Raw genomic sequence first — 18,230 nt, 5'->3', positions numbered from 1 at the left:
GGGCATGCAGGAATACGGTCCCGGAATCGTCGGCGAGGTCCTGTTCGCTCGCCAGGACGGCGGCTACTATGTGCAGCTCTACGACCGGGACGGGTCTCCCGTCGGAAAGACCGGGCTCTGGAAGACCGAGGCTAAAGCAAAAGAAGCGGCCCGGCGACTCGCGAAGAAGATGACCGGGGAGTAGCGCTCCTCACCGGGGGTGCGCCTCCGCGTAGCGGACGAGGCCGGCGATGCACCGGTTGTGGGGCGTCGGGATGCCGTGGCGCTCCCCGAGGCGCGCGACATACCCGTTGAGGAGGTCGATCTCCGTCCGGCGGCCGCGGCGGAGGTCGTAGTACATGGAGGGGTAGACCGCAGCGAAGTCGGGCACCTGCACCGAAAAGAGGTGGGCGAGGTAATCGTCGGCGGTCGCCCACGGGAGCCGCACTCCCTCGGCGTCGGCAACGGCGTAGGTCTCGCGGATGAGCCCGACGACGATCTCCCGGATGTTTTCGTCGGCGGCGACCCCGACCGGGGCCAGGAGGAGGGCGCAGAGCGGGTTTACGGCGATGTTGAGGAGGGCCTTCGTCCACTTCCCGGAACGGATGTCGTCGTCCGCCTCGACCGGGATGCCGGCGGACCGGACTATCTCGATCAAGCGGCCGGGGGCGCCGCCGTCGCCGGACCAGGCCCCGAGGTGCATCGGGGCGCTCTCGCTCTGGACCCGGACCCGCCCCGGGCCTGCAACCGAGAAGTTTGTCGTCACGGTCCCGCCGATGACGGTGTCGGTGTACTCCGCGATGATCTCCTCATTCCCGATGCCGTTCTGGAGACTTGCCATCGGCCGGCCCCGGATCACCCCGGCGTACTCCTCGCAGATAGCCCGGGTATCGGTGCCCTTTGCGGTGATGACGACGGCATCGACCGCTGGCGGGACTTCGTCCGGTCCCGTTACCGGGGTGATCCCGCCGACGGTGCCGTCCCCCCAGACGCCCTCCATGATGAGGCCCCGCTCCCGGATGGCGGCAGCGTGCGCCGCCCGGCAGGCCGCATAGACCCTTGCCACTGTGGTCAACTTTCCGGCAAGCGAGAGGCCGACCGCCCCTGCACCGAGGATCAGGATGACCGGGTGCTGTAACGATTTCATCTGTGGTACCTCTTGTTGAACGCGAAAGAGGATAAGGGTGCAGCACCGCGGTCGGTAGCGAACGCTTTTCGTCCCGGATGCAGAGATCTCATGCCTGATGAAGCATGTCACGAAGGCCGACGGCGGCCTGCAGCCGTTTGACCGGCGGAAGGTCCAGCGGACGCTTCGGAACCTGGGTCTCAGTACGGAGAATGCCGACCGGATCTCAGGCGAGATCGAGGAGTCGGTGCCGGACGGCATCGCGACCCCCGCGGTCCTCCGGATGATCCACGCCCGGGCCCGGACCGTCCGCCCCGCCGTCCGGCACCGGACCAACCTCCGGAGAGCGCTCGCGCTCCTCCGGCCGAAGCCGGACTTTGAGGAGTTCGTGCGTGTCCTCCTCCGGGAGCACGGCTACCAGGTGGAGACCGGGTGTATCCTTGCCGGGCGGTGCGGGGAGCACGAGGTGGACGCCATCGCTCACAAAGACGGCGATACCATTTTTGTCGAGGTGAAGCACCATGCAAGCCCCCACCGGATGACCGGTCTCGACGAAGGGCGGATCGCCCGGGCGATCGTCGAGGACCTCCAGGAGGGGTTCCGGTCCGGGAGGTGCGCCGTCTCGATTGACGGCGCCCTGATCGTCTGCAACACCAAACTCTCGGAGCACGCAAAGCGGTATGCGACCTGCCGGGGGATCGGGCATATCGGATGGGATTACCCGGAGGAGAAGAACCTCCGGGCGATGATCGAGGAGACGCAGTCCTACCCGGTCACCATCGTCAGCGGCGTGGGCCCGTCGATCTACTCCCGTCTGGCCGCCGCGGGTGTCCTCACGGCAAAACAGGTCGCCTACGGGGACGCTACGACCATCTCCCGGGACGCGGGGATCCCCCTCCGGGAGGTGCTGTTGATCGCCGGGCGGGCGCGGGCGATCCTCGAGCCGTAGCACAATTTAAACCGTCGCGGGGAGCGCGGTATCGTCGAGGGCCCGGAGTTGCTCTTCGGTCGGGTTAATCAGGACGATCTCGGGCTGGCAATTGAACCGGAGGTCCACGCCGGCAACGTTCGAGCTGCCGATCCCGCGGGAGATGTAGGTCGGCGTCTTTCCGTCCTCATCGAACATGCCGGCAAGTTCGACGACGCCGTAGTCGTTCAATTGTGCAACAACCGGGAAGAGGAACTGGCCGCCGTGAGTGTGGCCGGCGAGGATGAGGTCGGCATCCCAGTCCGCCCGGCAGGAAGGTTCGTGGATGAGGTAGACGGTGAATGCGTCCGTCGCCGGTACATCGGGCGGGTCCGCCGCCCCGGCCCAGCCGTCGTCGACTCCGACGATGACGATCTCCCCGTCTCCGGCGACGACCCGGGCGTAGTCGTTCCGGAGGACATGAACGCCGTTCTCCTCCAGCGTCGCGGCGAGTTCGTCGGCAAACGCGGTATCGGCCGCGCCGTCGTTCAGGGCGGAGGCGTCGTATCCGGCGGCGGTGACGTTGACCGAGGTCTGGACGGCGAGTGTCCGCGCAAGCCCCGTCGGACCGTCGGTCCCCACGCGGTAGTCGTGGTTCCCGAGAACGGCATAGGTCGGTGCGTCGAGAGACCGCCACACCTCCTGATAGGCAAAGTCCGATTCGTCGCCGGTAACGAAGTCGCCGCCGATCAGGACGAGCGAGGGGTTTAAACGGTTAATCTCGACGATAGCCTCCCGGATGTGGTCGATGTTCGATGCCTGTATATGGGGATCGGTGATGTAGACGATGCCTTCGGGCGCCCCGTCCATCTCGAGGACGGTCACGTCGACGGTCTGTGCTTCCCAGGCCATGTAACCGGTCATGGGAGGAAGCAGGATGAGCATGAATAACGCCAGATATCGTATCTTCGGGACCTTAAGATTCACTACATTTTATTTGATCCAATGAATATTAATATCGACCGGTAGGGTGGTCCCGGCCGGATCAGCGACCGCGGGCCTGCTGGACGTGTTCGTCTGTGACCTCTGTCTGTTCCGCTCCGGAGGCCGGGTCGGCGAAGAACCGGATAAATCGTTGTCTCTCTTCTTTTCCAAGAGCGATAGCCGTAAAGCAGGCCACAATCACCGCCCCGGCAAGGTCCACGATGAGGTCCAGCATGGTATCGGTGTTTCCGTGCTGGAGATTCATGTCGAAGACCTGATCGACCGCGAACTCGTAGATCTCCCAGACCGCTCCCGCTGCCAGTGTAAAGACCAGGATGAAGACGACGATCGCCGGCGTCGTCAGCCGGACGTCTCCGCGGTGCTCGGCGAGGGCCGTGAGGAAGAGGGCGAGAAGCGCGACGGTGATCGAGGAGACGAGGTGCGTCACCTTGTCGTAGTAGGGCGCCAGACTGACGTAGTAGCCCGCGATGTGTCCCATGACGTGGAGATACAGGGAGACGGCGATGAAGAGATTGACTTCCCAGGGCAGGCAGAGGCGCAGGTTTCTCGTCATGAGGGACGGTGCCATCGTCAGGAGGAAGGCGACGCCCGCCGAGAGTCCGAGGAAGTATTCGCCTGCCGTGATGCTGGAGAGTGCGCCGAGGAGAATGAGCCCCTGGATGAAGTAGGTGAGGTAGATCCCGCGCGATGGGCTCGGGCATGCCATGGGTATGCTGGAAGGCCGCCCCGGCAATATACATAACTATCTCCGGGGGCGGTCTTTGCAAAACCGGGCGTTCGTCCCCGGAGCACCACGGCCGACCGGGAGACCGCCGTCCGTGGCAATCGTCCCCACGCTCCCGGGAGAATAGTTGATAAGGCAGAAGTAATATAAACTGGACATACAGGAAGCAGATGCTCCGGAACATGGGGTTGATGATCTGACAGACGCTACTAAGCGCAAACCTGAATCCAACGGAGTTGGGGCAGGGGAGGAGGTTATCCGCGTACGCCTGCCGAATAAGAGGAACCGGGAGATGTTCGCAAGCGCCGAACTGATGCTCGGGGCAAACCATATCAAGATCCGCTGTTTCGACGGGGTGACCCGCACCGGGCGGATCAAGGGCAAGATCAAGAAGAAAGTCTGGATACGGGAGGGAGACGTCCTGGTCGTCGTTCCCTGGAGTTTCCAGGACGAGAAATGCGATATCGTCTACCGCTACACGAGACCCCAGGTGGAGTGGCTCCGGAAGAACCGGTATCTCTGATAGACTTTTTGCAGCAGATCTTCCCGGGCGGAAGGTCGATGGGGGGAGCGGCGCCCCCACGGGTAAAAAAAGGTTAGATCCCGTGGATCTTGATATTGTACTCTTTTATGACGAGTTTCTTTACATCCGACCGGGTGTAGGTGCCGTCGGAACCGCTCATCTTCAGCGAACTGCCGGTCAGGTAGTTCTCCCACGCTACAGAGTTGTCAGCCTCTTCGGGATACATCACTGTGACATCGAAAGAGTCGTCAGGTGGTGCAGGCACGGTCGTGTTCGTTTTCTCCAGACTCATCCGCACCGTCGCCATCCCGGATTTCGCCATCGGCTCGTCGGTGGTGATGTTCATGACGTAGATGACGAATGTCTTCGTGGAGTTGTCATAGAACCACCGGGGTTCTGCAAGCATCGCCGAGCCCTTCGCGTCCTCCTGGCGCGTCATCACCGCCCCGTTCTCGAGGGTGATCACCTCCGTCCCGCGGTCGGAATGGTAGACCAGCGCGCCGGGTGAGAACGATCCGACGGAGGTCCCATCGACTAAAACCTCGATGGACGCCGGATAACCATCCCCGGCGCCGATCACCGCGAGCGTCCCCCCGCTCACCTGTAGCGCCGTCTCCTTGTAGGGCACGTTCTTGAAGCAGAGGCTCTTCATATCGTTCTGGATGACGATCATCGCCCGCTCCATGTTCTTTACGTCCGTGTTGCTCTGTTCTTTGACGAGCACCGGGTAGCCGTAGAGCGTAACTAGGCCGATGCCGCTGATGACGATCCCGAGGATCAGGATAAACCCGATCGCTTCGGAGACCGCCCGTTCATTTATTTTCATGGATATTCGCCTCCCCTAAAACCCTTTTGAGTCATACTGGATCCTGTTCCACCCCGCCCCGGTGGTGTTGCCGACGACGCCTTTCGTCGCCCCGATGCCGGCGATGGCGATCCGGCTTTTGACGCTGCCGCCCTGCACCAGGATCTCCTGTCTCGCGTCTTTCTTCTCCATGTCCACGTCCACGAAGTAGCCCTTTCCGGCGACCTCGTCGGGGATGTCGAACTTCGTCTCAATCGTCCCGTTGTCGGGAGCGATCACGTAAAGGTCCACGATCCTGGTGCTGACCCCGTTTCCGATGTCCACGAAGGCGTGGTAGCGGAGCCTGTCCGCCGGCCCCTCCATGAAGACGGCGTTGACGGTGGACATCATGACGATCATCAGCAGGAGCAGCACCCCACTGATGATGACGTACTCCATCAGCCGGGTGACGCCCTCCTCGTTTACCGGCTCAGTAATATGTGGTCTCATCGTAGTCTGTCACCCCGTTGTTGTAGTGGATGGTCACCGGGTGGAGCATGCGCCCCGAGACGTCCCGCGGCGTTTCGTTCTCGAAATACACCACGGCGTTCTTTCGTTCGAGCGATATCGCGACGATGTCGTTGCGGATCTTACTCGGATCGGAATCGTGCTTCTCGTAAGCATCGACGTAGTCGAATACCGCTTCCCGCAGGTCCCGGATATCGTTCTTCGGGAACTCGAGCACGCCTTCCGCGGTCGTCTGTCCGACGAGCGCCGACTGGTTGATGATCAGCGCAAGGAAAAACAGCCCCAGGGCGACGAGGAGCCCCATCAGCACGATCCACTGGCCGTCTTCATTCATACGCGCCATAACAGCACCTCCACGAGGACGGCCTGGGCCCTTGTTTTATCATAGTGTGTTCGACTGCTCTGATAATCCAACTGAACCCACCGGGTCACCCGTACGGCGGATTCCCGCCCCGTCCATGTTTCGTCTGGCTCAACGAACTGATGTTCTTTAATCGCGTCATCATCCCGGTAAGTGACGTTCGCACTCATATGCAGGTTATCGAGAGTACCGCTCGTTGTTGCGTTGCAGTAGTTCAGGAACGCATTCTTGAATTCAGGGCCCTTATTCTCGTTGACAAACTCGACCAGCCGGCTCTCGCCTCCCGCGGCATCCGGCGTATCCATCATCGCGAGGACGTCGCTCCCGAGCTGCTCGAGCTGCATATCCGGGATGTGGGTATCTCCCGCAGTGTAGACGCTCGTCGTGCTGACGACGATGTACGCGGTGAGAAGCATGATGAGCCCCGCCGCGACCCCTTCCATCGTGTAGAGCTGCCCCGCATCGTTCACCATATCGCCACCTCCAGGACGCCGGGTTTCAGAGGAGGGGGAGGGACGCTATCATAGTCGTAGAGGTAGGTGCCGTTGAGGGTGGTCCGCTGAGGACTGTCATCGAAGATGAACCGGATATCCAGGATGCTGTTCTGGTCCAAGGTAAAGAGGGAGGTGGCCGCCGGTTTCAGCACGAAAGAGATGTTCGTTTTGACCGGTATGTCCGGCAGGAGGTCGCTTGAACTCCCGTCGAGAGTGAGGGTGTAGAGGTCCGAATCTTTCACGTCGTAGGAGAACGGGATCGGGGTGAACCCGGGGTTCGATCGTGTCGTGTCCATCTTCCAGAACGTCACGCTCTGAAGCGTCGCGTTCGTGCCGGGGTTGAGGTATCCGGTCATATTGATGTTGACCCTCACCGGCTCGGTCCGCGGGTCGATTCGGTAGGCCGGGCCGATGGACTGGTTTAGCAGGTGACTGAAGTTGAGCCGGATGGTGAACATCCGGGGGGTCGAGTCATCAAGCGTGGAATTAGTGTATTGGTCATACTCAATCTTTGCCACCCCCGGCTCCTTGATCTTCACCGCCCGGCGGATGTAGCCGTGGCCGGGGGGGAGGGGGTCGCCGGCCTGCTTGAGCTCGTAATTGCCATCCGGGTGAGAGATGTTGAGTGAAAAGTTATAAGAATACGGAATGTCGCCGAAGATCGCCTTGCTGCGGTAATCTTCCGTGTCAAAGAACGATTCGTTAAAGAACCTCTCGACCTTCGTCGAGAGGAGGATGTTCGGGGTGTCCTTCGAGACCGCAAGCCCGATTCGCTGGATGTCATCCTTATGAGCCGGATCGGTCATCTCCCAGGGCGGGTAGACCGGCCAGCCGGGGTCCTCGACGAGGATCACCCCCGTCCTGTAGGCGACCGCGTCGTAGTCGATGCCGCTGCTCGCAAGGCCCGCAAGGAGCCCCGGCACCATGCCCACCACCACGATCAGGGCAAGCATGAAGATCGTGAATCCCGCGAGGAAGTCAATCGACATCACCCCGTCATCGGCACCCGGTCTCATACAATCGCCTCCCCGGTGTCCGCCCGGAACGCGAAGTTCTCCATCCCCGCATCCGACCGGACGGTGACGGTATAGACTCCCTCCGCGAGCGCGAGATCGACCGTATCCGCACCGAGGCGTTCCATCGCGGGCGAAAGCGTCCCCTCGTGGCCGCGGAGGAGGTCTTCGGGGGAGAGGACGTCGTCGAGGTTTACCTCTTCGGCGGGCAGGGGGGCACGGAGCGAGACCTCCTTCCAGCCCGTGGGACCGAAGGTCAGCCAGCGCACCTCTTCCCCATCCCGGAGGCCGAGGCCCCAGGCGGCGGCCTGACCGTCGAGGTTCACGCCGGTCCCGAGCACCTGGTGCACCATGGTGCCGGTGACGTTGAGGTCGCCCTCGGCCTGGATGAGGTCCAGCTCCGCAAGGGCCCCGGCGAGGGTCGATGTCCCCGGCGGCTCCGGCACGTCGATAGGGGTGATCCCGCCGCCCGACGGCGGCGGAGACGCGCCGAGACAACCGCACGCGGTGCAGAGGATACAGATTGCGGCAAGAAGGGTCAGGACTCCTCCGGGGACTCTCATGTAGAGCAGTCATTATACATGAAGGTATATAAATAACCCCCGCTATTGCATCTTCAAAAATCTGCTCTTTTGGCTGGATATTGGAAACGTGCCGGTCTCCGACGGCAAAAATATTTCTCCTGTTCGATTGGTTCGCGGTTCGGGTTGTCCGGACCGTTATACGCCGGGGTCTCTTCCCGCGGCCGGACGGAGAGGCGCGGCACGGCATCGTAACATATATTCATCGGCAGATAACAATATTTCACGCAAGGTAGGATTATGTGTAATACTACGCCTCCCGGAGGTCCGGGGGAAGCACACAGCCGGTTCGCCGAAGCGGCCGCCTTTCACGGTCACGTCTGCCCCGGCCTTGCGCTGGGCTATCGAGCGGCCGAGATCGCCCTTGACCGGCTCCGTTCCGGCAGATCGGAGGACGAGGAGATTGTTACCATCGCCGAGACCGACGCCTGCGGCGTCGACGCCATCCAGGTCCTCACCGGCTGCACCGCAGGAAAGGGAAACCTCCTCTTCAAAGACTACGGCAAGCACGCCTTTACCTTCATCAACCGCCGGACCGGCGATGCAGTCCGCATCGCGGCAAACCCGTCGTTCGACACCGACTCGCTCGACCCTGATCTTGCGCCGCTCCGGGCGCGGGTGTTCCGGGGCGACGCCTCCGCCGCCGAGCAGGCCGAGTACCGCAAGCGGGTGGACCGGGTGGTCGAGGCCGTCCTGGACCTGCCCGCCGAACAACTCTTCACCGTCCGGGATGTCGACGTCAAGATCCCGGAGCGGGCCCGGATCTTTCGGTCGGTGCCGTGCGCAAAGTGCGGCGAGATGACCGCTGAATCCCGTGTCAGGGTCGAGGGCGGGAAGTTCGTCTGCTACGCCTGTTCGCAGGAGTACTCCCGGCGCTGGTGAGGGGATCACCCTCTCCCGCGCAATTGTTGCGATTGGAATCCCTCCCTGCACCACCCCGGATGCCGGAACAAAAAAGGTAAGGGCGGTGATCCGGGTTGCTCAATCGATTGTGTGGATGACAAGCCCCGAAAGGAGTTTCGGCTCGAACCAGGTGGATTTCGGCGGCATGATGCCGTTCGCATCGGCGATCGCAAGCACCGTCTCGACCCGCACCGGCTGCATCGCTATTGCGAGTGCGTACTTCCCGGAGTCGACGAGCCGTTCGAGTTCGGAGAGCGGTTTTGCCCCGCCCATGTAGTTGAGCCGGGGGTCGCCCCGGGGGTCGGCGATGCCGAGCATCCCTTCGAGGATCTTTTTCTGCAACACCGAGACGTTCAGGGACCCGATCAGGTCGGCGGGGTCGGCGACCGGCCGGGAGACCTCGTACCAGGTCCCCTGCAGGTAGAAGTGCATGACATGCACCGGCCCGTTCCCGGTCGCGAGCGGCGGGATCTGGTAGCCCGTATCGTCGACCTTCCCGTAGGGCCGGACGTCCCAGCCTGCCGCGAAGAGCGCGTCGATGAATCCCGGGAGGGTGTAGCCGCCGAGGTCCGCAACAAGCCGGCTGTAGCCGTGGATACGGACCCGGTCGTGGGCGAAGAGGACCACCATGAACTTCCCGGTCTCTTCGGTGAACCTTCCTGCTTTCCGTCGCCGTTCCGCCACGTTCACCGCCGATTTGGCCCGGTGGTGTCCGTCCGCGATGTAGACCTCCGGCACCGTCGCAAAGAGGTCTTCAAGGTGCGAAAGGGCCGCCCCGTCGGTGACCCGGTAGACCTCGTGAAGCGCGCCAGATCCGGTTACGGTGCTCCCGACGGGCCCCGTTCCGTCGATGAGAGAGTGGACGTAGGGGAAGATCTCGCCGGGGTCGCGGTAGAGCAGGAAGACAAGGCCGGTGTTGGCCCCGACCGCGTCGATGTGCCGGGTTCGGTCCTCCTCCTTGTCGTATCGGGTGAGTTCGTGCCGTCGGATCCGTCGGTTCTCATAGTCCTCCGTCGCCACACAGCAGACCAGCCCGACGAACTCCTCGTCGCCCTGGACGGCCCGGTAGACGTACATCCCGGGGTCCGGGTCGCGCTGCATAAGACCGTCTGCAAGCATGCCGTCGAAGACCTCCCGCGCCCGCCGGTAGACCCGGTCGTCGTGCGGGGGGAGGTCGGGGAGTTCGGCGTCTGGCCGGCTGACCCGCAGGAAACTCAGAGGGTTTTTCTCAATACATTCCCGGGCTTCATCCGCCGTCACCACATCGTACGGCACAGAAGGTATCTTTTCAGAGTACCGACGTTCAGGGCGAACCGCTGCGAACCGATAGATTTGAACCATGGAAACCGCCACTCGTATGTGGCTATTATTTTGTCTCCTGACATTATATTAGATAAGGCACTCCGCAAAGGAAAGGCCGGTAACTATGATGCCGCTTCAATTCACCATTCACCGGGCACAACCCGTCGATGTCCCGCAGATAGTTGCCGTCGAGAAAGCGGCGTTCGTCGACCCGTGGGATGAGAGGACGCTCCGTGAATCGCTCGCCTACTACCCCGAGACATTTTTTGTGGCCAAAAACAACGGCAACCTGGCGGGATTCGTTGCCGGGGGCGTTGAAGACACCGGAGAAGAGGTTTATGGGCATATTATGAACCTCGCGGTCGCTCCGGGATACCGGCGCCGGGGAGTCGGGTGGCAGCTCATCCGTCGCCTGGAACAGGAGTATGCCGTTTTAGGCGCGAGCGGTGTCCAGCTCGAGGTCCGGATCACCAATACCGGCGCTCAGGAGTTCTACCACCGCCTCGGCTACCAGGAGGTCTTCCAGATAGATTCCTACTACGCGAACGAGGAGGATGCCCTCGTCATGATGAAGTGGTTCCGGTTTTAGAAAGGGGATGTTATCCCCTGCCGAGGTCCTGGTGGGCCCTGGCAAGGTGCTGGGCCGCGAGGGCGCCGAGGAGGGAGAGTTCTCCGGCGAGCACCCCGGCGGCAACGATCTCGGCAAGCGCTTTCGCGTGGGTCCCCGGCGGGTCGCCGCCTCCGGCGACGCCGAGCATCGCGAGGCACTCGTGCTGGGTATCAATCCCGGTGCCGCCGCCGACCGTTCCCACCGGGAGCGAGGGGAGGGTGACCGAGACGTAGACGCCGCCGTCTACCCGGTCGGCGGTGGTGATCGCGGTGCTCCCCTCGACGACGTGGGCGGGGTCCTGTCCGCAGGCGATGAACATGGCGGCGACGACGTTCGCTGCGTGGGCGTTGAACCCGAACGAGGCCGCCCGCGCCGAGCCCACAAGGTTTTTGCGGTAGTTTGCCGCGACAAGGGTCTCAGAATCGGTCTTCAGGAGGTCGGCGACCATCTCGTCGGTCAGTCGCACGCCCGCGACCACGGTCTTTCCCCTGCCCCGGACCAGGTTGATCGCCGCCGGCTTCTTGTCGGTGCACATGTTCCCGGAAGTGGAGACGAGGCGGGCCCCGGTCTCCCGTTCGATGAGCTCGCCCACCTTCTGGCTTGCGATCGTCACCATGTTCATGCCCATGGCGTCCTTGGTGTCGAACTCGAGCCGGACGAAGACGCTCGTCCCCGCAACGTAGGAGACGGCTTCGAGAAACTCCCCGTGCTTCGTGGTGCTCTCCGCCGTCTCGCGGATTTCGGCGGTGTGTTCGTCCACCCAGGCGACCACTTCACGGGCGTGGACGACGTCGCGTGCGGCAAAAACCGGCGCCCGGGTCATCCCGTCGCGCATGATCCGCACGTCCGCACCCCCCGCCCGGGTGATCAGGGAGCACCCGCGGTTCACCGATGCCACGAGCGCTCCTTCGGTCGTCGCCAGGGGGAGGTAGTAGGACCCGCGGGCGTACTCCCCCTTCACTGGAAGCGGTCCCGCGACGCCGATCGGCACCTGCACCGCGCCGATCATGTTCTCGATATTGCGTTTCACCACCCGGTCGATCCCGATGGTAAACGACCCCACCGCGGGAAGGGCGGTGCCGGTCTCTTCCTCAATGAAGGTCCGCCGCACCCGGACCGCTTCCTCCGGGGGGAGTTCCTTTTCGAGCGCGTAGAGTTTGAGGGAGCCTTCTTTCAGCCTCCTCGTGTAATCATCCATGAATAGTATGAGGACTCATACCTAAAGATGGCTGGTGGTCGGCGTGCGAAAGGAACAGTGGTGCCTTGCGGTGGAGAAGAGGGAGGCTGAAGAGACACGGCACCGGCTGCTTGGCGAGGGGCTCCTTGACCGGCGCTGTAAGCCGCGCCCCGAGGGGGGCGCCGTCCTCTTTCCGGTCGTAAGAGAGGTCCCGGGCGCTCTCCGGTGCGAGTTTGAGGCTGTGCCGGAACAGGTCGTTCTCCCCCGCCACGAGCTCGTGGGCGGGATAGCCATCATGCAGGAGAACGACCCCGGGGGCGCCCGGCGGCTGCTCGCCGCCCGGCCGTCCCTCGCGACGGTGCTCTTCCCGGAGACCCCGGTCGAGGGGGAGTACCGCATCCGCCGGTTCGCCGTCCTTGCAGGGGTCCCGTCCACCCGCACCCGGGTGACCGAGTACGGTCTCCGCTTCGACGTGGACCTCGCCCACGCCTACTTCTCGGCCCGGCTCTCGACCGAACGGCAGCGGGTCCTTCGCGCGATGGAGGAGGGGGAGCGGGTGCTCGATATGTTCGCCGGCGTCGGGCCGTTTGCGATCACCCTGGCCCGCCGGGCCGCTTTCGTCGTCGCCGCGGACCTCAACCCCGCCGCTGTCCACCTGATGATCCATAACATCGCGCTCAACCGGGCGGAAAACGTCATCCCGATGCTCGCGGACGCCGGACACCTTCTCCGGCTCGATTTTTCCCCCTTCGACCGGATCGTCATGAACCTCCCCCTGGCCGCACCGCAGTTCCTCCTGACAGCCGCCCGGCTCTGCCGGGACGGCGGGACCATCCACCTTTACGCCCTGGAGGAGCGGGAAGGGGAGTACCTCCCCCTGATCCGTGCGGTCACCCGGGGAGAGGTCGTCGAACGCGTGGTCAGGACCTACTCGCCGGGGAAGTGGCACGCGGTGTACGATATTACTGTTGAGAAAGAAGGTTCGGGCGAGTCTTCGGTGTAGGTGGATTGGGCCGCGGCATGACTCACGCGAAGCCGCGAAGGGGACAGGTACCGGTCTTCGCGGCTCGCAACCTTTCGGTTCCATCCAGTTTTTTGATAAACCACCGCACCCTGCGGACAGTCGCACTTCGTGTGAGTTTTCAATGCAAGGGGCGCTAGAGCCTCATGCGAAGCGCGACTAGCCGGAAGGGTGGGTGCGGGCGTCAAAAAAAAGAGTATCGAGCGTGATCCCTTTTAGTCCGAAGCCCGAAAAAGCCCCGGAGACAAAAATTTGAATATTATTCCACCGGCACGAACTTCGTGCCGTAGTGGATGGTGCCGCTCTCGCCGTCCGCCGTCACCCGGCGGAAGACGCTTTTCACCCGCATCCCTATCTTCACGTCCTCGGGCGCGCAGACGACCTGGGTGGTGAGCCTCGGGCCCTCGTCGAGTTTAACGATAGCAAGGACGTAGGGGGTGGTATGCTCGAACTGATCGCTTGCCGACCGGATCACCGTGTAGGTGACGACCGTCCCCTCACCGTTGAACTTGTGGTCGACGATGTGGCCGCTCCTCCGGCAGTCGGGGCAGAGCGACCGGGGCGGGAAGAAGTAGCGCCCGCAGGTCGTGCACTGTGTCCCGACAAGGTTGTACCGCTGCGGGATCTTTCTCCAGAATCGTGAAACCGACATTTTTACGCCCCCAGGATGTGCACGACGACCGTCGCGCCGGTCCCGCCCACGTTGTGGGCCATACCGATCTCCGCGTCCACCTGCCGGCCCGTAGCCTCGCCGCGGAGCTGGGTGACGATCTCGCAGATCTGCTTGATCCCCGTCGCGCCGACAGGATGGCCGCAGGCCTTCAGGCCGCCGCTTGTGTTCACCGGGAGGTCCCCGTTGAGGGCCGTGACTCCCTCCTCGGTGAGCCTGCCCGCATCGCCCTTCTTGCAGAACCCGAGGTCCTCAATCGCACAGATCTCGGCGATGGTGAAGCAGTCGTGAACTTCGAGCATATCGATGTCCTTGTGGGTGAGGCCCGCCTGGGCAAACGCCCGCTTCCCTGCTGTGACGGTGGCGTCCAGGGTGGAGATGTCCCGCCGGTCGTGGAGCGCGATGGTGTCGCTCGCCTGGGCGCTTGCGAGCACCCGTACCGGTGAGTCGGTGAACTCATGGGCGCGCTCAAGCGGCACCACCACGACCGCCGCCGCCCCGTCGGTGATCGGCGAACAGTCGAAGAGCCGCAGGGGGTCGGCGACCAGCGAGGAGGAGAGGACCGTGTCGACCGTGATCCGGTTCCGGAACTGGGCAATCGGGTTCCTTGCACCGTTTTCGTGGTTCTTCACCGCGACCTCTGCAAGCTGCTCCCGGGTGAGCGGGTAGCGGTGCATGTAGTCGGTTGCGATCATCGCGTAGAGCCCGGGGAAGGTCGCTCCGGCGAACCCCTCCCACTCACGGTCCGCGGCGCTCGCAAGCATATCCACGCTCGCCCCGGTCCCGACATCGGTCATCTTCTCGACTCCCGCCGCGACCACGACGTCCTCCATGCCGCTTGCGACCGCAATCGCCGCCTGCCGGAAAGCAAGTCCGCCGGAGGCGCAGGCCGCCTCCACTCTGGTCGACGGGATGTTCTTGGTCGCGAGTCCGGCGTAATCCGCGATCAGGGCCCCGATGTGCTCCTGTTCGACGAACCTCCCGGCGCTCATGTTCCCCACATAGAGGGCGTCGATCATCTCGCCGGAGACCCCGGCATCCTCGAGCGCCAGCGTCCCCGCCTTGACGAAGAGGTCGCGGAACGAGGTGCTCCAGTGCTCCCCGAACTCCGTGCACCCGATTCCGATCACTGCTACATCTCTCATTTCTGCATCACGATCTTTCCCTTGTGTTTGGCATACAGTGCATAGTCGAGGTAGATCGGGTTCGCGAGCACCTGCTCCACGGTCGGCGCCGCCGCCCGGTTGAACTCCTCCGACTCGATGACATCGGTGACCGTGATGTCGAAGGCGTCGCTTCCGGCCCCGGACCCGAACGAGGTGACGAAGATCCGGTCGCCGGGTTTCGCCACGTCGAGCGTTGCCGCAAGCCCGATCATCGATGCTCCGGAGTAGGTATTACCGAGCCTCGGGACGACAAGCCCGGGCCGGATCTGCTCATTGGAGAAGCCGAGCATCTTTGCCGCCCGTTGCGGGAACTTCGCATTCGGCTGATGGAAGACGGCGTAGTCGTAGTCCTTCGGGCTCGTCCCCACCGTGTCGAGCATCAGCCGTGCGGCGCCCTGAACATGCTTGAAGTAGCCGGGGTCACCGGTGAACCGCCCGCCGTGGCGGGGGTAGTTCTGCCCTTCCCGACGCCAGAAATCGGGCGTGTCGGTGGTGTAGGAGCAGGTCCGGTTGATATCGGCGATGGTCTCCCCTTCGCCGATGACGAACGCAGCCCCGCCGGCCGCAGCCGTGTACTCGAGCGCGTCGCCGGGAGCCCCCTGAGCCACGTCCGCGCCGACGGCGATCCCGAACGGGATCATCCCGCTCTTGACAAGACCCATGCAGGTCTGGATGCCGGCCGTCCCCGCCTTGCACGCAAACTCGTAGTCGGCGGCGGTCATATTGGGGGTCGCCCCGATCGCCTCGCCGACCGTGCAGGCGGTGGGCTTGACCGCGTAGGGGTGCGATTCGCTCCCTACGTAGATAGCGCCGATAGACGCCGGGTCGACGGTCCTCCGCCGGAGAGCGGCGCGGGCCGCCTCGACGGCGATCGTTGTGGTATCCTCATCGAGATCGGGAACGGACTTCTCAAAGACCCCGAGACCCCGGGTGATGTCCTCTGCGTTGGCACCCCATATCCGGGCGATTTCCGGGACTTTAATCCGATATCGCGGGATATGGACGCCGTATGAATAGATGCCTACCATAACTTTCCTCGTAATGAACTGATGATCGTCTGGACGTCCATCTCGGTGCAGAGTACGGTGATCCGGTCGCGCTCCGCGAGACCCAGGACCAGCGGATGAACCGCTTCCGGGCTGATGCCCTGAAGCACCACACAGCGGGGTTTGAACGGCGTGACCCGGATCGCCACCATGGGCGACTTCCCGGTTGAGACTTCGGTGAAGATGAGGGCACGCTCCGTGCTCCAGCCGTAGATGCGGTTGAACTCGCTCGAAGAGAGCTGGAGGATCGCATGGAGACTGTTGACAACCGTATACCCATAAACGGTCTGGTCCATCGGACCGCAGAGCGTGGCGGCGCCGATGGCTTCGGCGAATTCCGCAAGACCCACGGGGGACGCATACTCATGAATGTCGTAGATGACGTCTTCGTCGAACTCACTGTACAGAATTTTAGCAAATTTGTTAATGTACCGACCGCCGTTGTCCTCGTCGATTGCGAGGATCGCGTCGACAATCTTGCCGACGATGGCGGTTCCCGGACTCTTTCTTCGTCCGCTTTCGTAGTCGCTGATAACAGAGGGCGAGACCTCAAGGCGCTCGGCAAGAAGTCCCTGCGGAATGTCGAAACTCTGCCGCCATTTCTTGAGAGCCTGACCCGGTGAGTCCGAAAGTGTGATCTCTCCTGCCATTTTCTCGGCAAGTTGATGCCGCACTCCGGATTTCATGCAAGTACTCTCAGCACCGCCACTTAAATAATTAGCGTATCCCACTTCGACATTTCACGAAGTCGGCCGTGCCTGAGATCGTTGCGTAACCCGTATATAGTATGCATCTCAATAATGGTACGATGGTTGAATCGGAAGACCTGCAGTCCTTAAAGACGATCGCCCTGCTCGGGGGGTGCCGGGGCCCGATCCGGCTCTCCTCACAGTCGCTCGGGAAGGAACTGGGTATCAGCCCCCAGACGGCTTCACGGCGGCTGATCGCGCTTGAGCGGCAGCAGTTTATCGTCCGGTCGATGAAACCCGACGGCCAGTATGTCGCGGTCTCCAGGGGGGGCGAGCAGGCGTTGAAGCGTGAGTATGCGGACTACGTCAGGATATTCAACCCGGAACAGCGGCGATACGTCCTCGCCGGGACCGTGATCAGCGGGCTTGGCGAGGGGCGCTACTACATGAGCCTCCCCCATTACAAGGAGCGGTTCGGCGAGTATCTCGGGTTTGAACCCTTCCCCGGCACCCTGAATATCAGACTGGATACCGCGAGCATCGAGGTCCGCAAACACCTTGATCACGCGGGCTGGATCGAGGTTCCGGGGTTTACTGCCGACGAGCGGACGTTCGGCGGCGCCCGAGTGCTCCCCTGCCGTATCGGGGGTCAGAAATGCGCCATTGTCGAGCCTTCCCGGACCCATTACCCGGAGGATATCGTCGAGGTTATCGCCGGGTGCGAGCTTCGCAAGGTCTTGGACTTAAACGATAACGATATGATTGAGGTGGAGATTGCCCATGATTGATGCAGCTATAGAGGCCCTGGCGAAGGGCGAATTCATCCTGCTCTACGATTTTGACAACCGCGAGCGCGAGACCGACTTTGCAATCCGGTCTGATGCGGTTACGCCCGCTCACATCCGGCAGATGCGCAAAGACGGCGGCGGACTGATCTGCACGGCGGTGCATCCTGAGGCCGCAAAACGGCTCGGTCTGCCGTTTGCCCACGAGGTCCTCCGGGGCTGCAGCCTCGTCGAGAAGGACGGCGAGGTCCCCTACGATCCAAAGAACCACTCGTCGTTCTCGCTCTGGGTGAATCACCGGGATACCTATACCGGGATCACGGACCGCGACCGCGCCCTGACCGTCACCGCCGTGGCGGACGAGGTGAAGCAGTCGCTCAACGGCGGCGGGCACGATTTTGCCGCACATTTCCGGACGCCCGGCCACGTTGCTCTCCTCCGGGCTGCCGACCGGCTGCTCGACGAGCGGCACGGGCAGACCGAACTTTCGATCGCGCTTGCCGGTATGGCAAATATCACCCCGGCGGTCACGATCTGCGAGATGCTGGACGACAGGACGGGGCTTGCCCTCTCGAAGGAGGGCGCGATGGCCTACGCGCGGGAGCACGGGCTTGTCTTCGTCGAGGGGAGGGAGGTCTTGGACCGGTGGGAGTCGCGGCGACCGGCGTAACCGTGCTTTTTTTCGGGCCCCGCGCCCGATCCGACGAACCTCTTCGGAAGGACCTTTTTTTACATTCTCCGGCGAAGAGCAGATATTTGCACGGGGTCCTGTGCCGTGCCGTAAACCGGCGTCGTTCGTGCACCTTCAAAAATAATATATACGATTATACGGCACC

General features: G+C 62.8%; 23 protein-coding genes. 8 read left to right on the top strand and 15 right to left on the bottom strand.

Annotated elements, in window-relative coordinates; genetic code table 11:
- The first annotated feature begins 4 nt into the window (after window positions 1-4).
- On the top strand, window positions 5-184 hold the full coding sequence (locus tag BP737_RS07895) for a hypothetical protein (protein WP_292405077.1): 180 nt from the start codon (window positions 5-7) through the stop codon (window positions 182-184).
- 6 nt (window positions 185-190) lie between these two features.
- Here the strand turns inward: BP737_RS07895 and BP737_RS07890 are convergent, their stop codons facing one another.
- Window positions 191-1,126 carry a ketopantoate reductase family protein gene (locus BP737_RS07890; RefSeq protein WP_292405075.1) on the bottom strand — a complete coding sequence of 312 codons (936 nt, stop codon included), beginning with the start codon at window positions 1,124-1,126 and terminating at the stop codon, window positions 191-193.
- A 97-nt stretch (window positions 1,127-1,223) separates the two neighbouring features.
- Between BP737_RS07890 and BP737_RS07885 the strand changes: the two genes are divergently transcribed.
- A complete protein-coding gene (locus BP737_RS07885) occupies window positions 1,224-2,054 on the top strand; it encodes a restriction endonuclease (protein ID WP_292405074.1) in 831 nt (276 codons plus the stop codon).
- 6 nt (window positions 2,055-2,060) lie between these two features.
- Here BP737_RS07885 and BP737_RS07880 read toward each other — a convergent pair whose 3' ends face one another.
- Together BP737_RS07880 and BP737_RS07875 are read right to left on the bottom strand one after the other, a co-directional pair.
- Window positions 2,061-2,999: a metallophosphoesterase gene (locus BP737_RS07880; protein ID WP_292405071.1), complete on the bottom strand. Its 939-nt coding sequence runs from the start codon at window positions 2,997-2,999 to the stop codon at window positions 2,061-2,063.
- A gap of 58 nt (window positions 3,000-3,057) precedes the next feature.
- Window positions 3,058-3,723: a hypothetical protein gene (locus BP737_RS07875; RefSeq protein ID WP_292405068.1), complete on the bottom strand. Its 666-nt coding sequence runs from the start codon at window positions 3,721-3,723 to the stop codon at window positions 3,058-3,060.
- A gap of 169 nt (window positions 3,724-3,892) precedes the next feature.
- Between BP737_RS07875 and eif1A the strand changes: the two genes are divergently transcribed.
- On the top strand, window positions 3,893-4,264 hold the full coding sequence (gene eif1A, locus BP737_RS07870) for a translation initiation factor eIF-1A (RefSeq protein ID WP_394339242.1): 372 nt from the start codon (window positions 3,893-3,895) through the stop codon (window positions 4,262-4,264).
- 73 nt (window positions 4,265-4,337) lie between these two features.
- On the opposite strand, the gene BP737_RS07865 is transcribed toward eif1A, so the two are convergent.
- From BP737_RS07865 to BP737_RS07840, 6 genes are read right to left on the bottom strand one after another with little or no spacing between them, the layout of a single operon-like run.
- Entirely contained in the window at window positions 4,338-5,090 is a 753-nt protein-coding gene (locus BP737_RS07865; protein ID WP_292405067.1) for a DUF7289 family protein, read from the bottom strand.
- Between the two features lie 15 nt (window positions 5,091-5,105).
- On the bottom strand, window positions 5,106-5,558 hold the full coding sequence (locus BP737_RS07860; RefSeq protein WP_292405066.1) for a hypothetical protein: 453 nt from the start codon (window positions 5,556-5,558) through the stop codon (window positions 5,106-5,108).
- Window positions 5,539-5,919: a hypothetical protein gene (locus BP737_RS07855; protein WP_292405063.1), complete on the bottom strand. Its 381-nt coding sequence runs from the start codon at window positions 5,917-5,919 to the stop codon at window positions 5,539-5,541. Before BP737_RS07855 ends, BP737_RS07860 begins: the two co-directional genes overlap by 20 nt.
- Complete coding sequence (locus BP737_RS07850) at window positions 5,907-6,410, bottom strand: DUF7288 family protein (protein ID WP_292405060.1); 504 nt, start codon at window positions 6,408-6,410, stop codon at window positions 5,907-5,909. The genes BP737_RS07855 and BP737_RS07850 overlap by 13 nt, the downstream gene beginning before the upstream one ends.
- Complete coding sequence (locus BP737_RS07845; protein ID WP_292405058.1) at window positions 6,404-7,447, bottom strand: hypothetical protein; 1,044 nt, start codon at window positions 7,445-7,447, stop codon at window positions 6,404-6,406. Before BP737_RS07845 ends, BP737_RS07850 begins: the two co-directional genes overlap by 7 nt.
- Window positions 7,444-8,007: a hypothetical protein gene (locus tag BP737_RS07840; protein WP_292405055.1), complete on the bottom strand. Its 564-nt coding sequence runs from the start codon at window positions 8,005-8,007 to the stop codon at window positions 7,444-7,446. Before BP737_RS07840 ends, BP737_RS07845 begins: the two co-directional genes overlap by 4 nt.
- Before the next feature lie 258 nt (window positions 8,008-8,265).
- Here BP737_RS07840 and BP737_RS07835 point away from each other — a divergent pair, with 258 nt between their 5' ends.
- Window positions 8,266-8,907: an FmdE family protein gene (locus BP737_RS07835; RefSeq protein ID WP_292405052.1), complete on the top strand. Its 642-nt coding sequence runs from the start codon at window positions 8,266-8,268 to the stop codon at window positions 8,905-8,907.
- A 99-nt stretch (window positions 8,908-9,006) separates the two neighbouring features.
- Here BP737_RS07835 and BP737_RS07830 read toward each other — a convergent pair whose 3' ends face one another.
- Window positions 9,007-10,269: a DUF1015 domain-containing protein gene (locus tag BP737_RS07830; protein WP_292405049.1), complete on the bottom strand. Its 1,263-nt coding sequence runs from the start codon at window positions 10,267-10,269 to the stop codon at window positions 9,007-9,009.
- A gap of 85 nt (window positions 10,270-10,354) precedes the next feature.
- Between BP737_RS07830 and rimI the strand changes: the two genes are divergently transcribed.
- Window positions 10,355-10,819, top strand: a complete 465-nt coding sequence (rimI, locus tag BP737_RS07825; protein ID WP_342686091.1) for a ribosomal protein S18-alanine N-acetyltransferase — start codon at window positions 10,355-10,357, stop codon at window positions 10,817-10,819.
- 10 nt (window positions 10,820-10,829) lie between these two features.
- On the opposite strand, the gene hmgA is transcribed toward rimI, so the two are convergent.
- A complete protein-coding gene (hmgA, locus tag BP737_RS07820; RefSeq protein ID WP_292384180.1) occupies window positions 10,830-12,038 on the bottom strand; it encodes a hydroxymethylglutaryl-CoA reductase (NADPH) in 1,209 nt (402 codons plus the stop codon).
- Window positions 12,039-12,081: 43 nt separating this feature from the next.
- Here hmgA and BP737_RS07815 point away from each other — a divergent pair, with 43 nt between their 5' ends.
- Window positions 12,082-13,020 carry a class I SAM-dependent methyltransferase gene (locus BP737_RS07815; protein ID WP_292384182.1) on the top strand — a complete coding sequence of 313 codons (939 nt, stop codon included), beginning with the start codon at window positions 12,082-12,084 and terminating at the stop codon, window positions 13,018-13,020.
- A gap of 277 nt (window positions 13,021-13,297) precedes the next feature.
- Here BP737_RS07815 and BP737_RS07810 read toward each other — a convergent pair whose 3' ends face one another.
- Genes BP737_RS07810 through BP737_RS07795 form a run of 4 tightly spaced genes read right to left on the bottom strand, consistent with a single transcriptional unit; the run spans window position 13,298 to window position 16,606 of the window.
- A complete protein-coding gene (locus BP737_RS07810) occupies window positions 13,298-13,690 on the bottom strand; it encodes a Zn-ribbon domain-containing OB-fold protein (protein WP_292405047.1) in 393 nt (130 codons plus the stop codon).
- A gap of 2 nt (window positions 13,691-13,692) precedes the next feature.
- Window positions 13,693-14,853 carry a thiolase domain-containing protein gene (locus BP737_RS07805; RefSeq protein WP_292405044.1) on the bottom strand — a complete coding sequence of 387 codons (1,161 nt, stop codon included), beginning with the start codon at window positions 14,851-14,853 and terminating at the stop codon, window positions 13,693-13,695.
- Entirely contained in the window at window positions 14,850-15,902 is a 1,053-nt protein-coding gene (locus BP737_RS07800) for a hydroxymethylglutaryl-CoA synthase (protein WP_292405042.1), read from the bottom strand. Before BP737_RS07800 ends, BP737_RS07805 begins: the two co-directional genes overlap by 4 nt.
- Window positions 15,896-16,606, bottom strand: a complete 711-nt coding sequence (locus BP737_RS07795) for a helix-turn-helix domain-containing protein (protein WP_292405040.1) — start codon at window positions 16,604-16,606, stop codon at window positions 15,896-15,898. The genes BP737_RS07800 and BP737_RS07795 overlap by 7 nt, the downstream gene beginning before the upstream one ends.
- 122 nt (window positions 16,607-16,728) lie before the next feature.
- On the opposite strand from BP737_RS07795, the gene BP737_RS07790 reads away from it, so the two are divergent.
- Both BP737_RS07790 and ribB read left to right on the top strand, forming a co-directional pair.
- Window positions 16,729-17,397, top strand: coding sequence for a DUF120 domain-containing protein (locus BP737_RS07790; protein ID WP_292405038.1), 669 nt, complete (start codon window positions 16,729-16,731; stop codon window positions 17,395-17,397).
- Window positions 17,390-18,064, top strand: coding sequence for a 3,4-dihydroxy-2-butanone-4-phosphate synthase (ribB, locus tag BP737_RS07785; RefSeq protein ID WP_292405037.1), 675 nt, complete (start codon window positions 17,390-17,392; stop codon window positions 18,062-18,064). Before BP737_RS07790 ends, ribB begins: the two co-directional genes overlap by 8 nt.
- Window positions 18,065-18,230: the final 166 nt, after the last annotated feature.

The sequence above is a fragment of the Methanoculleus sp. UBA291 genome (genome assembly GCF_002499755.1).
Classification (GTDB): Archaea; Halobacteriota; Methanomicrobia; order Methanomicrobiales; family Methanoculleaceae; genus Methanoculleus; species Methanoculleus palmolei.
Note: the sequence above shows the minus strand (reverse complement) of the source record. Positions and strands in the feature narration are given on the sequence as shown.